This window comes from Martinezella lusitana (genome assembly GCF_016901135.1).
GTDB classification, from domain to species: Bacteria; Pseudomonadota; Alphaproteobacteria; order Rhizobiales; family Rhizobiaceae; genus Rhizobium; species Rhizobium lusitanum_D.
Window position 1 is genome coordinate 1 of the sequence record NZ_JAFEVL010000015.1, and the last position, 13,545, is coordinate 13,545.

A 13,545-nucleotide genomic window follows, 5' to 3' on the forward strand; every position below is an offset into this window, starting at 1 on the left:
GGTTCTCACATTAAGTGCCGAAATCCAAAAGAAAATCTCACATTAACTGCCCAATCTCACTTTAAGTGCCGGGCTATCTTATTGAAACTATTGCAGAGAGAGTCTTACGATTAACTGCCAAACGACAGGAACGGTCACAAGCACGGTGCCAAAGGCGCCCGTAGACCTGGCGAAAGCTGCATCTTGCCCTCGATCCTGACAGCGGAGACATTCTCGCATCCGAACTGACGACCGAGCACGTTGGCGACGAGACCGCGCTGCCAAGCCTTCTCGGACGTGTCGACGCACCAGTAGGTCGGTTTCTGGCAAACGGCGCCTATGATGGCTCTGGCGTTTCAGATTGCCTGGCGGCCGCTTTCGGATACTTGGTCGATGTCGTCGTCCCGCCTCCGAAGAACGCTGTTCCCGGCGGCAATTGCCAGCGGAACCAGCATATCGAGCATATCGCCAAACACGGCCGGATGGCCTGGCAGGCTGCGACCGGCTACAACCAGAGATCCCGGATCGAAACTCAGATAGGGCGCTGGAAGGCGGTCATCGGCGACCACCTGCACGCCAAGAACATCGAAAACCAGACCGCCGAAACGTGCATCGCCGCCAGCGCGCTGAACCGCATGTCCGCCTTCGGACGGGCAAACTACGAGCGTGTCAGCTGATCATTGCTGAAAGGGTAAATGCTGACTACGACCTCATCCGTGCAACACGGTCTATCGGGGGCAACGGTCACGGCGAAATCGCCTTCAGTGCGATGCAAGCGAGCCTCGATCTCGGCTACAGCGCGTCCAAGCGACACGATGGGTAACCATCGTCCCAACCGGGACCACTTAAATCGAAACGGCCGCATTCTTACAAATAACTTCTGCCAAGTGACACCGGATCCCACATTTTCATCGCTTCTCGGCGAACGTTACAGTGCCGACAGCCTCTATCACCTCGCAGGTCGCGCTTCAGAACTCACCGCCGTCAACATGCGCTGCACCAGTTCGGTCCGGTTGTGCGCCTCGAGGCGTTTGCAAAGCCGCTCGATGTGATCTTTGACCGTATATGCCGAAATGCCCATCGTGCGAGCGATCTGCTTGTTGGAATGGCCGTAACAAAGGAGCAGGGCGACTTGGCGCGAGCGTTCGGGAAGTTGGCGAATTGTTGCATTGTCGGCCAATCCACGCACATTTCCTGTTAAATTCGAGGATGATTGCTCCGACCAAGTCGTATCGCATTGATTTAACTGGCCAATTTCGACCATATGGGCAAGAGCCAACGAACCCGCCCTGCAAAGGAGTTGCATGCTTTCTTGCGCTGTCTGCAGGTAGGCCTGGGACTTCAGATCGCTGGCGGTGTAAAAGACGCCGGCGATCTTGTGGTCGATAAACAGCGGCCCGGCCATGCAATGCATGAAGCCCCACCGTTGTAGAAGGTCGAAGTTACCGCACCTTGGCCAGTTTGAGGCACCGAGCAGCGTAGCGCCGTCGATGGGCTTGCCTTCTTCCTGGACATAAGCGAGCAAAGGGTCGTGGCGATAGGACCCTTTGCCATATTCGCTGATGAAGCCTTCCGGGGCTTGCTTGCTATAGAAAAGATGAGGTCTGCGCTGATCAAGAAAATAAAGGCCGACGGCGGCAGATCCGATGAGTTGGGCAATTCCCCTGTGGCATGCCTCACCAAGCGCTTGCAGTGATCGACTCCCGGCAACCGACAGAATAGCGTCTCCGACGACCCCATTGGCAGAGCGTTGCGCAACGTCAGAAGACATGTTCATTCATTTCTCCTTCCGTTCGTCGGCCCGGGCTGTCAATGCGGTAAAATAGGCAATTTCCTCGTCCAGATACAACGTTCTCTGCGGATCACAGTTTGCGGCAAAATTGCGCAAATGCAAGTGCTGAAGATGGCCAACGCCCTTGTCCTGCGGGCGTCAACCGTTGACGCCGAACACGTCCCATTTGGCGTTTGGCCCAACGGCGCCGAGATAGACGCGCCCGCATTCCTGTACGATCTCGTCAGCCATCAGAATGTGCTGGGTTCCTGAATGAATGTCACGATAGACACGCTGCATGACGCCGTTGTGCAGCGAGGCACCGCGTGCTGCCCTATGCGCGAAGGTACCGACGTCGGAAATCACGTCATGAACATGGCGTAGCGCCAGCTTGATATCGGCGATCTGCTCGAGCGAGGCTTCCTCATTGCGCGCAAAAGTCTCAGCGACACTGTTCCATGCCTGATAGGCAAAGGCGCGAGCGGAACGGAAACGCGCCTCGGCGCGGGCGAATTCGTACTTGAAGGTGGCGCCCTCGTTCATCTTTCCAAAGGCGTCGATACGTTTTGATGCCAGGCTCTTCAGTTCGTCGAGCATCCGCCTGCCGACGCCAAGCCCCCAGGTCGTATGGCCCCAAGCGGTGTAGCCGACGAGCCCAAGCGTCGATTGCTTGCCGCCGCGCTTGGCTGTGGCAACGCTGAAATCATAGCAGAAGCGTTCCGGCACGAACAACTCTTCGGCACCTTTCAGCGTGTAATCAAAACTCCCGGTGGCGCGCAGTCCGAGGACGTCCCAATTTCCCTTGAGCTCGACAGTCGCGCGCGGATGGTGGGTGACCACGATTTTCGGCTTGCCATCGGGCAGCTTTAGAACATTGCCCGCATCATCTGTGAGGAAGCAGCCGGAATGGATCCAGTCCGCGTGATGAATACCGCTCCCATAAGCCCAATGGCCGCGGATCATATAGCCGTTTTCGACTGCGCGCGCATAGCCGCGCGGCACTCCATTACCCGCAACCATTGTATTCGGCCCGTGTGCGAAGACATCTTGGGCACCATCGTCAGGCAATAGGATCGACAGGACGCCGCCAACGCCGTTGTTTACCACGACGCACCAGCCGGCCGATCCGTGCGCCCAGGCGATGCGTTCACCCAGCCGCATGGCGTCGACATGCGGCAGTTCCGCTCCGCCAAGCTCCTTAGGCATGAGCATGCTGTAGAGCCCCGCGTCCTTCAAAAGGCCGTATGTGCTGTCGGCGAGGCGGTTGAGGTTCTCGCTCTCTTCAGCAGCGGCTTCGATGGCAGGGAGTATGGCCTCGACTCGAAGCGACATTTCTTGGAAATCGTCTGCGCGAGAATCCCTCGGTTTGACGGCGGACATATTCATTCGCTTCACCCTCTATGTCTATTTTGTCGGCAATCTTTGAATAGCTTTCCGCATACGCATGGACGCCGTCTCTTGCCGCTAGCTTCGCTCCGCAACCAGCCTCTTTCAACGCCCCCATGTGGGGGCGTTGTTTGTTTGACGCATGGCGCCGAATACTTCGTGCACTGGGAACTTAGCGGGCGATTGAACAGCAAAAATGCGTGTCGCCCAGATAGGGAGTTCGAGCCAATGGTCGGCATAAAGGTCATAGGCTTTTGTGGAAACACGCAAAGGCCCTCGAAGACACGTGCATTGGTGGAAAGCGTCTCATCCCACCTCCAGCTGCATTATGGCATCGAGGTCGAGATATTCGACCTGGCCGGCCTTCGCTTAGATGCGTTCCAGCCGGGAAGCCTCACTGGCGACGCCAAGAAACTGGTGACGGCGATCGAAGGCGCCGATGGCCTGGTCGTTGGGAGCCCCGTGTACAAGGGATCCTACAGTGGCCTCTTCAAGCATGTCTTCGACCTGGTTCACCCCGGCGCGCTGATTAATCGGCCCGTCCTGCTAACCGCGAGCGGCGGCGGCGCGCGCCATTGCCTCGTGCTTGAACATCAACTGCGGCCCCTGCTCGGCTTCTTCGAAGCCTGCACAGTTCCGACCGCCATCTACGCCAGCGAGAACGACTTCACGGATGGCCTTCCATCAAATCCGCTGATCTTGCAACGCGTTGCGGCCGCCGCGTCGCAATTTGCAAGCCTCATCAACCGTCAGCGCCTCGAAGCCGCAGAGTAGGGGCGATAACAATATGAGACAGAATATAGGGACCCTCTTTCTGCCCGATATGATTGGTTTCCAACGCACGGAATATGATATCGGCGGCGTCCACACTGTCGTGCACGCCATCGGGCAAGGACGACCGCTGGTCTTCTTGCATGGCGCGGGCACGTTTCCGGGCTTCGAGTTCGCCCGCCGCATTGCATTCGAGCGGCGGGTGATCATTCCGTACCATCCGGGCTTCGGTGAATCCGGCGACAGCGATCTGATGACATCGATCGACGGAGTTGTTCGCCATTATGAGAGCCTATTTGCCGATCTCGGCCTCGATGACTTCGATCTTGCAGGCTTTTCGCTCGGCGGCTGGATCGCGGCTGAATTCGCGGCACAGGAGAAAAGCGGAGTTTGCCGCTTGGCACTGATCGCGCCTGCAGGCCTGGTCGTCCCCGAACACCCGGTGCCAGATCTGTCGATCGTCATTCCGCAGGATTTGCCAGGCTATCTCACCCACGATCCGCAGATCGCCCATAGCTATTTCCCGACGGTCCCCGATCCAGCCTTCGACCGCTCCCTTGGACGCGAGATGGCAGCGCTCGGCCGCCTCTTGCAAAAGGATCCGCAAGGCGACCCGAAACTGCAGGGACTACTTCACCGCATCCGTGTCCCCACGTTGCTGCTTTGGGGCGCTGACGATCGTATGCGGCCGGCGGCCCAGGCCGACGCTTGGCTAGCCGCGCTTCCAGATGTGAGATTGCATTTATTCCCGGAGACCGGTCACCTAGTCTTTGAAGAGCGGCCCGAAGCGGCCGACGCTCTTCTTCTTTTTTTCAACACGTAGCTCATCAAGACCGAACTCAGGAAGGAAGAGACATGGTTGATATGCTCCCCGGCGTCACCAAAAACGACGAGGCCTTCGACGGCGTCGTCTGGAACATTCTTGGACAGACCTACACGCTCAAACAGGAGTCGGATTCGTCGATGGCCTGGCATGCGGTATTCCCGCCGGGCACATTCGTGCCTCCCCATGTTCATCCGACGCAGGATGAATTCGTCTATATCTTCGACGGGCGGCTCGATCTGGTTCTGAATGGCGAAAAAGCGACGGCAACTGCTGGTGATGTCATCCGTATGCCGATGGGTATTCCGCATGGCCTCTTCAACAATTCCGCCGGAACCGTGAAGTGTTTCTTCTGGGTTTCGCCCACAGCCAAGCTCAGGGGGTTGTTCGAACGCATCCACAATCTCGGCGATCCGGCCGAAGTCGTTCGCATTGCCGCCGAACACGAGGTTCATTTCCTTCCGCCACAAGGCTGAGTGCCATGCCTGCAACGCGATGAGCGGCGGAGAGGAAACCGCCGCCAATCCGGCCGAATTCATCCGACCTCGCCCCAAGAGCCGCCACCAAGGAGGCCATGGTCGAGCGTAGACATCAAACAAGGGGAACGACAATGAAATGGGAAATGCTATCGGATTTCGACAAATCTCGCATAAGACGCTGGCAGATCGGCATGTTGACGCTGGCCCTCCTGTGCGAGATGTTCCTGGCAGCCGACTGGTACGCCTTTGCCGCCGTCATACCGTTTATTTCAGAGACCTTGACGCTCGATCCGGCCCAGGCCGGTCTGGCGCAGGGCATTTTCGCGTTGACGTATGGCCTGGGCATGATCGTCTGGTCGCAGGTGAGCCGCGGAATGAGTGCCCGTGGCATGCTGCTGATCGGCCTTGCCGGCACCGGCATCGGCATGGTTCTGCAGGTTTATGTCCAGAGCTACAGTCAGTTGCTGACGCTGCGGCTGATCGTCGGCTTCTTCGACGCCGCGATCTTTCTTGGAAACATGAAACTCGTGATCGGATGGTTTCCGCAGGCACGCCGCGGCAGTGTCGTCGGTCTGATCCTTGCGGCATATAGTCTTGCGATTACCCTGGACTTCGCCATCGGGGTGCCCCTCACGATCGCCTTCGGCTGGCGGGTATTCTTCGCGATCTTGGCCGGAGGCACGCTGCTAATCGCAGGATTCATCGCCCTGTTCGTTCGTAATGGTCCGGCCAATATCGGCATTGCCGGCTTCCTCTGGGAAACTGAGAAGGCAAAGGCGGCAACTGCGTCGCTTGCGGGCATCTTCAAATCGCGGTGGATCTACGTCGGAGGTTTCGGGATTTCAGCCTGCACGATGGCCATTGCCGGAACGGCGACCTGGGTCATTCCGGCTTACATCACTGTGCACAGCATGCCTATTGCAGACGCTGCCCTGATTGGCACGTTGATGGGCATCTCTCAGGTGTTCTTCCTGGTAGTCGGCGGATATGCAGCGGATCACCTCGGGAAAGCCCTGATGATCAAGATCGGAGCCGCTCTGGCGCTGCTGGTTGCCATCTCCTTCACCGTTGGAACTGCGCAGCCGATCTCTTTCACCTGGATGATCCTTCTGGCGCTCTTCAGCGGTGTAGCGCTGTTCGGTGGCGGTGCCATCTTTTCTCTGCTCAGCGAGAAGTATCCCGATGAGCTGGCGACTGCGGCCGTCGGCTTTGCCGAAATTTTTGGGATCCTATCGACCTTCATATCTCCATGGGTGATGGGCGTGGTCATCCACACTACGGGCGGGTCGTTCAGCAGCGCGTTCCTCGCATTTGCCATCGCGGAGGCCGTCCTGCTTGTGGTCATCGTCGCCATGGCCCGCGAATCCGCCGCCGTTGCAAGCAACAGTGTGGTGGGCTCTGCGTCCAGAAGCTAAAGGATGCTCACTGTCAGCCGGCATGACCGGCTGACAGTGAGAAGTTCGACACAACGCCTGTCCAGCATGCGTCGCCGGGCGATTGCGGTCTGCAAAGAAAATCGTTGAATGACAGGGAAACGGTCGGCTTTCGAACAAAGCGCCCCGCTTCGATGGAGACAATCATGCGTGACACCTGCCACCTCGACACATTCGTAGTCGACAACCTTCCTCCGCCGGATCGCATGCCCGATCTGATCAATCTGAAGGAACTCGGCTACCCGAAGCATTTGAACGCGACTGTGGAACTGGTCGACCGTCATGTCCTCGATGGCCGCGGAGATCGGATCGCCATCCGGGCGCCCGGGTTGGTCTGGACCTATGCGCAGCTGTCGCACGTCATCGACCGGATGGCGAATATGCTGGTCGACATGCTCGGAATGCGACCGGGAAACCGCGTGCTCTTGCGATCGGCCAATAATCCCACCAAGGTCGCGCTCTATCTCGCCATCATCAAGGCCGGCGGCATCGTGGTCGCAACGATGCCGCTTCTGCGGGCGAAGGAACTCGTCCAGATCATCGAAAAGGGGGAGATCGGTCTCGCTTTCTGCGAGATGAGTCTGATGGACGATATGACGGCCGCCGCCCGACTGACTGGGCGGCTGGACCGGGTGGTCTCATGGTTTGGAACGAGCGACGGAGAGCTGGGCGGTCTTCTGGCAGATATGCCGGACAGTTTCATGGCGCCTGAGACACGCGCTGAAGATCCCTGCCTGCTCGGTTTCACATCCGGAACGACCGGAGTTGCCAAGGCAACCATCCACTATCATCGAGACCTGCTCGTTATCTGCGATTGCTACGCGCGGCACGTCCTGCGGGCCGACGAGAACGACATCTTTATAGGTTCTCCGCCGCTCGCGTTCACATTCGGCCTTGGCGGACTCGTGCTGTTTCCGTTCCGGATCGGCGCTTCTTCCGTTCTGCCCGCACGCTCAGCGCCGGACGACCTGGCAAGGGCGATCGAGGAGTTTCGAGCGTCCGTCTGCTTTACGGCTCCCACCGCATATAGGGCGATCCTGGCAAAGATCGGCGACTACGATCTATCCTCGTTGCGCAAATGTGTCTCCGCCGGTGAAGTTCTGCCGTTGCCAACCTATCAGGCGTGGCTGAACGCGACAGGTATCCAGCTGATGGACGGGATAGGCGCCACGGAAATGCTCCACATTTTCATCTCCGCGCCTGTTGAGGCGATCCGTCCCGGCAGCACGGGGCTTCCGGTTCCGGGCTACGAGGCCATGGTGATCGACGACGCCGGCAATCGATGTCCAGCCGGTACCGCTGGACGACTTGCGGTTCGCGGTCCGATCGGCTGCCGTTACCTTGCCGATGATCGACAACTCAACTACGTCGCCAACGGATGGAACATTACCGGCGATACTTACCGTATGGATGAGGACGGCTACTTCTGGTATCAGGCTCGAAATGACGACATGATCGTCTCTGCCGGATATAACATTGCGGCCCCCGAGGTAGAGGCCAGCCTGTTGGCGCACCCCGCCGTAGCCGAATGTGCCGTCGTCGGCGCAGCCGACGAAAGCCGCGGCATGGTCGTAAAGGCCTATATCGTTCTCAACGATGCCTTTACGGGCGATGATTCCCTTCGGAAGACCTTGCAGGACTATGTGAAGATGGACCTGGCGCCCTACAAGTATCCGCGCGCTATCGAATGGATGGACACATTGCCGAAAACCGAGTCCGGAAAACTGCAGCGCTTCGTGCTTCGTCAACGGGCGAACAGCGCGCCACCGGAGGGCCCGCCGTCCAAAAGGACCGGCTGATACGTTTCCCGTATCGATATTGACCCAAGTGACGTTCCTTCAGCCGGGACCGCGATCCTGTTTGCAGGCATTTCTGAATCTGTGAACACGTGCTGGGTGGACAGCAATCAGATGCAGTCCGCCGCAATTTCAGACAAGGAGACGACACCATGATCCTTCATCATATCGATGACTGGGACGACGCCTATTCCAATGGCCCAAATATTCCCCACGGGGATCGGTGGCCGGCCGCATGGGTGGAACCGGCTCGTGCCTATCGCGATAGGCTTGCCGCGCTAGGGCGATCGAAACTCGATGTCGCCTATGGTGAGCGACCGCGAAACTGCATGGACCTGTTTCTCCCCGAGGGTGAGCCGAAAGGCCTGGTCGTCTTCGTGCATGGCGGTTTCTGGCATCGGCTGGACAAGAAGCTCTGGTCGCATCTCGCCAACGGTCCGGTCTCTCACGGGTTTGCCGTCGCCATCCCTTCCTACACGCTTTGCCCTGAGGCTCGGATAACGGACATTACAATCGAGATCGGTCGAGCGATAGAGACTGCGACTGGTATGGTACGCGGGCCGATACGGCTTGCCGGACATTCGGCCGGCGGCCATCTCGTCACGAGAATGATAACAACGACGTCGCCGCTGCCGGCAGTCATACGCGGACGCATTGACCACGTCGTCTCGATATCCGGCGTGCATGATTTGAGACCGATCATCAAGACGGCGATGAACGCCATGTTGCGGATCGACGCCGAGGAGGCCAAGACAGAGAGCCCTGTGCTGCTGGAGCCGATGCCGCATGCGCGTCTGACATGCTGGGCCGGGGCCGGGGAACGCTCGGAGTTCCTGCGGCAGAACGCGCTTCTTGCCAATATATGGACCGGATTGGGCGCAGAGACGGCAACGGTGGAGCAGCCCGATCGGCACCACTTCAACGTGCTCGACGGGCTCGCAGATGCAAGTCAAGCGATCACGAGAACGTTGTTGGCCATTTAGATCGGCGACAAGTTCGCCAGGGACTTTCCTTGCGGCTACCTAGAGCAGTTCAATTTCTGCTGATCATCAACAATACGCCGATGGGGCCAGTTTTGCTGGGGCGGCCACTCGACGTCATCTGCTGTACCATCAACGAAGGGTGTTCGATTGCCGTCGGCAACAGACACAACAGAACCCTCTCCATCGGCCGCCATCAAGACCCCCGGCTAGCACCCGCCGAGGTGGGGATCAGGCGACCAGCATGGGATCTTGCAGGCTCTGGGCGCCAGCAAATTCGGCGCTCTCCAGGGTCGCATCCATCAGTTCCTTCACGTAGGCGAGAGCAGATTTTGAGTCGTCTGCGCTAAGATGAACGTCGTTGCATTTGGCACGCATCGCTTTGCGGATCGACGAGAGCGCCTGTTTGGCCGCAATCTTATCACCCTCCTTTAATAACAATCGGAGAGATGTCGCAGCAAGGACTTCAAGAACCGTTATTCGGCCTTCTATCGCTCCCATGGATGGAATGGCATGAGAGGCTCCCCCACCTTCACTATCACGCTTCGCATTGTACATTCCGCATTCCTTTTCAAAGGCTTTGGTATCGCCTGTCCGGTCAAGCTCGCATGCGACGATCACGGATCCGAAAGCTTCGAAGCGAAACGGTGGCACGTAGCAAATTTCGGGTGTCCATCGAAAGGATCGTTGGAACAACTCCAGATCAGTCGATAAGTTCCATAATAAGGCGTGATGCCGGATGAGGATCGCGGGGTCCACGGTTCAATACCCATCAAGACCACCACCTTCAGGTCGTAAGCAGCCGGGGTGTCGCTTGGCAGCGTTTCGCCTCATCAGAAACAAAATCGCCATCGTGCCCCAGGGAATGGCCGAGTGGAGAACCCTCACTGGTAGGCTGGTTTGCTCTTTCCCTCGGCAGCTCAATGCTTACGTTTTACCAACAACGTGCCAGCGCGGCACCAATGCCATCGCGAACCGTTTCGCCTATTCATGAACGTCTGGTCAATCCGGAGGCATGGTCCTTGATGATGTCAAGCGCAGAGATAGCCTCGTCGAACCAACCCGCTTCGAGAAGTTGTGCGCGGCCACGCTCGTTGAGACCGCCCTTTGTCTCGTGATGTTGGGGGATCACCGGCTCTCCCACCTTCAATGCTTGCAAGGTGACTTCCGCCAAGCCGTCATACATCGACCGTATATAGGCGGCGGCAGCCGGCACGGGCATACCCTCGGCCACAAGCCAGCCGATCTGCCGGTTCTGCAGTTCATAGTGAGAGGACATCAGCGCACTTGCAATGCCGATGGCATGCAGGTCGCTCTCCTTATCGACAACGATCAAGTCGCCGATTCCGGCAAAGAGCTCCTCAATGAGCGGATTGGCGGGATACAGCACAACCGGTCCCTTTCGGAAACGGATTGGAGGAAGCGGATTGACGCGCACGACATTGCGGGCAGGGTGAACCGTTGGCAGAATCTTCTCGATCGATGCGCCCGCCAGAAAGCTGACGACGATGTGGCTCTCCCGGAAAGGCAGACTCGCCACGGCCTCATCGAGTTGATGGGGCCGCATGCCTAGAAAAAGGATATCGCTCTCCTCTACGACCTCCACACTGCTTTCTGCCCGCCGGACGTTTGGATAGGCAGCGGCGAGCGCCGTTGAGACGGTTTCGGAGCGTGGTGAAAGCAGGATTTGCATCCGCCCAGCGTCGGTTGTTTCGAGGCCACCGATAACGGCTTGCGCGAGCGTTCCGGTTCCGATGAAGCCGAGCCTGTGCATGAAGCGGTCTCCTGTAAGGAAGGGGATAAAGAGTTCGGAAAACGATGGGGTGGGTTTCACCCGCTGCCGGCGCCCTCGGCACGGATCCATTGCCGGAACTCCGCGACGGCCGCCTTTTCGGAGAAATCCGGGCTTGTCAGAATATGATAGCCTTCGCCGCTCTCGATCTCGGTGTTGAAGGGGCGGATCAGCCTTCCGGTCTTGAGGTCGTTTTCCACTAGCATATGGTTTGCCAAGGCGATTCCTTGGCCCTGCACCGCGGCGTCCAGCAACAAACCGGCATCATTAAAATAAAGCGTCTCGTCGAAATTGATGCTGGCGACGCCGGCGGTTGCGAACCAGGTGGCCCAGAGGCTGGAATTCATGTTCTGCAGCAGGGTATGGCGGGCAAGATCGCCGGGGCTGACGATCGGAGGCCCTTCGCGCAGGACGGAGGGGCTGCAGACCGGGAACAGCTTGTCGGGGCCGAGCCGTTCCACTCTTGCGCCCTGCCAGTCGCCGCGACCCCAGCGAATGGCGACATCGATATCCTGGCGGTCAAAATTCACCGTGTCGTTGGAGGCGAGCAGCGTTACCTTGATCTGCGGATTGAGCTGCATGAAGCGCTTCAGGCGCGGCACCAGCCAGCGCGAGGCGATTGCCGGCGGTGCGTTGATGCACAGCACCGTCGGCGCCATTGGGTCGACGATGCGCTCGCAGGCCCGGGCGAGCAGGGCAAGCGATTCATGCACGGCGCTTGCAAGCTGGGTGCCCTCGCGCGTCAGCTCGACCCGACGCGGCAGGCGGCGAAACAGCCGCACATCCAATAGATCCTCGATCTGGCGGATTTGCTGGCTGACCGCGGATTGCGTCACGCAAAGCTCGTCGGCGGCAGCCGTGAAGCTGCCGTGGCGCGCGGCCGCCTCGAAGACGCGAAACAGGTTGAGCGGCGGCAGTCGATTCATGCGACGCCCCGAACCTCCGGATGGCTGGCAGTCCTGCGGCGCGGTCGGCACCGCCTCATTCGTGGCGATCTCGATCGCCTCTCCCAGCAAGTTTGTTCCGAAGGGGCGTTCGTTCATGCGGCATCCCTTAACGTCGTGTTGCGCAGCTCCACCAGACCCTCGAGCTGGGGGATAACCTCGCAGCCGAAACGCTCGATGGAGGCGAGCGTTTCCCGCCGCCCGATGCCGGCAAAACCCATGAAGCAGGAGAGGTGTGTCGGCTTCAGGGCCTTGATTTCGCCGACGAGTTTTTCGGCACAATAGCTTGCCGATCCGATGACGGCATTGTCGAGGAAATCGTCAAGCGGCGGTTCGTCGTTGAGGGGCATCAGGCGCAGGAACGGACCGTCCCGCTTGGGGTCGGCCGTCGAAAGCGGCACGGCCGCGCGGGCGAGGTCGCGCACGCACTGCGCCGCATGGCGCGCGTCGTCGCGGTCGTCGGTGACGTAGACATAACGCTGAACGGCGAGCGGCATCGTGTCCGGATTGCCGCCAGCGTCGCTCCAGCTGGCGGCAATCCTGTCCCGGAAACTGCGTGCTGCGCTCAGGCCGCGATGGCCGAAGCTCATGAACGGCGTGTGATTACCCCTGACCATGCGCGCGATCGGATCGCGATGGCTGGTGGCGACGAAGACGTCCGGCATGGCAAGGCCAAAGGGACGCATGGAGAGTTCGGTGCGTGGGATGGAAAAGTGTCTGCCGCTGAATTCGACCACGCCAGCGGTGAGCCCCTGTTCGAGGATCGTCCAGGCTTCGAGCATGATCGAATGCCGCTCTTCCGGCTGCACGCGAAACCGCTCGAACTCGTGCGGCTGGTAGCCGCAACCCAATCCGAGCACGAGCCGGCCATGGGTCAGGAGATCGGTGAAGGCAGCCTCCTGCACCAGGCGCAGCGGATCGTAGAAAGGCAGCGCGAGCACGGCGGGTGCCAGCCGGATTTGCTTGGTCTCGGCGGCGCAATGGGCAACCATGAGCATGGAGGATGGGCAGATCGAATGATTGGTGAAATGGTGCTCGGCAAACCATGCGACATCGAAGCCGAAATCCTCGGCCATTTTCACCGCGTCGACAGTCGTCTTCAGCACGGAGGCAGGCGAGGTATTCCTGTCGTAGAGTCCCATCAGGTTAAAGAGGCCGAGCTTGACCATATTTGTCTCTTTCCCTAGTCCGGCCTGCATCTGCGCGCGGACGGCATTTGATTTTCTCTGGCATTCGCCAGGTAGCCTAAATGATAGGCATGGATCGATCGGCTCACAAATTAGCTTATCTAATGTGCACGACAGTACAGCTTCAGTCAGCCATGTCATAGCGTCTGCGCTTATCGGGTCATGAGAAGAGATCGTTTGCTGATTGTCCAAAGACCGGAGACA

Annotated in this window: 13 protein-coding genes; 7 read left to right on the forward strand and 6 right to left on the reverse strand. The window is 58.9% G+C overall.

All coding sequences use genetic code 11. From position 1 onward, the window contains the following. The first annotated feature begins 224 nt into the window (after positions 1-224). Positions 225-656, forward strand: a complete 432-nt coding sequence (locus JTP94_RS05920; protein ID WP_246754677.1) for a transposase — start codon at positions 225-227, stop codon at positions 654-656. 272 nt (positions 657-928) lie between these two features. Here the strand turns inward: JTP94_RS05920 and JTP94_RS05925 are convergent, their stop codons facing one another. Both JTP94_RS05925 and JTP94_RS05930 read right to left on the reverse strand, forming a co-directional pair. Beyond that, positions 929-1,756 (reverse strand): LuxR C-terminal-related transcriptional regulator, encoded by an 828-nt coding sequence (locus tag JTP94_RS05925; RefSeq protein ID WP_204849612.1) that lies wholly within the window; start codon positions 1,754-1,756, stop codon positions 929-931. A 153-nt stretch (positions 1,757-1,909) separates the two neighbouring features. Beyond that, entirely contained in the window at positions 1,910-3,082 is a 1,173-nt protein-coding gene (locus JTP94_RS05930; protein WP_246754673.1) for an acyl-CoA dehydrogenase family protein, read from the reverse strand. Between the two features lie 282 nt (positions 3,083-3,364). Between JTP94_RS05930 and JTP94_RS05935 the strand changes: the two genes are divergently transcribed. The 6 genes from JTP94_RS05935 (at position 3,365) to JTP94_RS05960 (ending at position 9,421) form a co-directional block, all read left to right on the forward strand. Continuing rightward, complete coding sequence (locus tag JTP94_RS05935) at positions 3,365-3,910, forward strand: NAD(P)H-dependent oxidoreductase (RefSeq protein ID WP_204849614.1); 546 nt, start codon at positions 3,365-3,367, stop codon at positions 3,908-3,910. 13 nt (positions 3,911-3,923) lie between these two features. Then, on the forward strand, positions 3,924-4,730 hold the full coding sequence (locus tag JTP94_RS05940) for an alpha/beta fold hydrolase (protein ID WP_204849615.1): 807 nt from the start codon (positions 3,924-3,926) through the stop codon (positions 4,728-4,730). Between the two features lie 32 nt (positions 4,731-4,762). Further along, positions 4,763-5,206 carry a cupin domain-containing protein gene (locus JTP94_RS05945; protein WP_204849616.1) on the forward strand — a complete coding sequence of 148 codons (444 nt, stop codon included), beginning with the start codon at positions 4,763-4,765 and terminating at the stop codon, positions 5,204-5,206. Between the two features lie 134 nt (positions 5,207-5,340). Next, positions 5,341-6,624 carry a nitrate/nitrite transporter gene (locus tag JTP94_RS05950; protein ID WP_204849617.1) on the forward strand — a complete coding sequence of 428 codons (1,284 nt, stop codon included), beginning with the start codon at positions 5,341-5,343 and terminating at the stop codon, positions 6,622-6,624. A gap of 164 nt (positions 6,625-6,788) precedes the next feature. Beyond that, positions 6,789-8,441 (forward strand): AMP-binding protein, encoded by a 1,653-nt coding sequence (locus JTP94_RS05955; protein ID WP_204849618.1) that lies wholly within the window; start codon positions 6,789-6,791, stop codon positions 8,439-8,441. Between the two features lie 149 nt (positions 8,442-8,590). Continuing rightward, the gene (locus JTP94_RS05960; protein ID WP_204849619.1) at positions 8,591-9,421 is read left to right on the forward strand and encodes an alpha/beta hydrolase; all 831 of its coding nucleotides are present in this window, start codon (positions 8,591-8,593) and stop codon (positions 9,419-9,421) included. 228 nt (positions 9,422-9,649) lie between these two features. On the opposite strand, the gene JTP94_RS35340 is transcribed toward JTP94_RS05960, so the two are convergent. The 4 genes from JTP94_RS35340 to JTP94_RS05980 all read right to left on the reverse strand — a co-directional run bounded on the left by JTP94_RS35340 (position 9,650) and on the right by JTP94_RS05980 (position 13,323). After that, positions 9,650-10,177, reverse strand: a complete 528-nt coding sequence (locus JTP94_RS35340) for a hypothetical protein (protein ID WP_246754674.1) — start codon at positions 10,175-10,177, stop codon at positions 9,650-9,652. 229 nt (positions 10,178-10,406) lie between these two features. Next, positions 10,407-11,192 carry an NAD(P)-binding domain-containing protein gene (locus tag JTP94_RS05970; protein ID WP_204849620.1) on the reverse strand — a complete coding sequence of 262 codons (786 nt, stop codon included), beginning with the start codon at positions 11,190-11,192 and terminating at the stop codon, positions 10,407-10,409. Positions 11,193-11,248: 56 nt separating this feature from the next. Then, positions 11,249-12,253 carry a transcriptional regulator GcvA gene (gcvA, locus tag JTP94_RS05975; RefSeq protein WP_204849621.1) on the reverse strand — a complete coding sequence of 335 codons (1,005 nt, stop codon included), beginning with the start codon at positions 12,251-12,253 and terminating at the stop codon, positions 11,249-11,251. Next, the gene (locus JTP94_RS05980; RefSeq protein ID WP_204849622.1) at positions 12,250-13,323 is read right to left on the reverse strand and encodes an LLM class flavin-dependent oxidoreductase; all 1,074 of its coding nucleotides are present in this window, start codon (positions 13,321-13,323) and stop codon (positions 12,250-12,252) included. The genes gcvA and JTP94_RS05980 overlap by 4 nt, the downstream gene beginning before the upstream one ends. Positions 13,324-13,545 lie beyond the last annotated feature (222 nt).